This window comes from Streptomyces sp. MB09-01 (assembly GCF_033794505.1).
Lineage (GTDB): Bacteria > Actinomycetota > Actinomycetes > Streptomycetales > Streptomycetaceae > Streptomyces.
Genome location: NZ_JARAYQ010000614.1, coordinates 1 through 565, shown reverse-complemented (window position 1 = coordinate 565; position 565 = coordinate 1). Strand labels below are relative to the sequence as shown.

The following is a 565-nucleotide window of genomic DNA, read 5'->3' as shown; positions in this document are numbered from 1 at the left end:
GGCGGAGGCGCTGGTCATGACGGCTTCGGTGCGCAGCGGGTTGATCTCGGACACGGCTCCGACGAACGTGGTCTTGCCCACGCCGAAGCCGCCCGCCACAACGATCTTGGCGGAGGTGGTGGAGCGGGCAGGAGCCGCTCCGCTAGATGTTCCGAAGGCCACTGAGCACCCTTTCGAGCAGCGTTACATCCGGCGTGCCGCCGGCCTCTCCATTGCCCGGCTGGTGGATGGCCACCATTCCGGCCTCGGCCAGGTCGGCGACGAGGATCCGGGCCACACCGAGCGGCATCGACAGCAGCGCGGAGACCTCCGCGACCGACTTGACCTCGCGGCACAGGGTGCAGATGCGCTGGTGCTCCGGGAGCAGGCCGGACAGGTGCATCGGATCGGCGGTGGTGCTGACCAGCGCCTCGATGGCGAGCTGGTAGCGGGGCCGGGTCCGGCCGCCGGTCATCGCGTACGGACGCACCAGCGGCTGATCGCCTTCCGAGTACGAATCTCCGTACGCATCGGGGTAGGCGGGGGGCGGGGTCATTGATCCTCCGGGCTGGACAGCAGTGGTCAG

The 565-nt window shown here is 69.4% G+C and carries 1 protein-coding gene and 1 pseudogene; both read right to left on the bottom strand.

From position 1 onward, the window contains the following. Nucleotides 1-162, bottom strand: a pseudogene (locus PV721_RS43735) (ATP-binding protein); the annotation flags it as partial. After that, nucleotides 143-535, bottom strand: coding sequence for a DUF742 domain-containing protein (locus tag PV721_RS43730; RefSeq protein ID WP_030037344.1), 393 nt, complete (start codon nucleotides 533-535; stop codon nucleotides 143-145). The gene PV721_RS43730 and the pseudogene PV721_RS43735, both read right to left, overlap by 20 nt. Nucleotides 536-565: the final 30 nt, after the last annotated feature.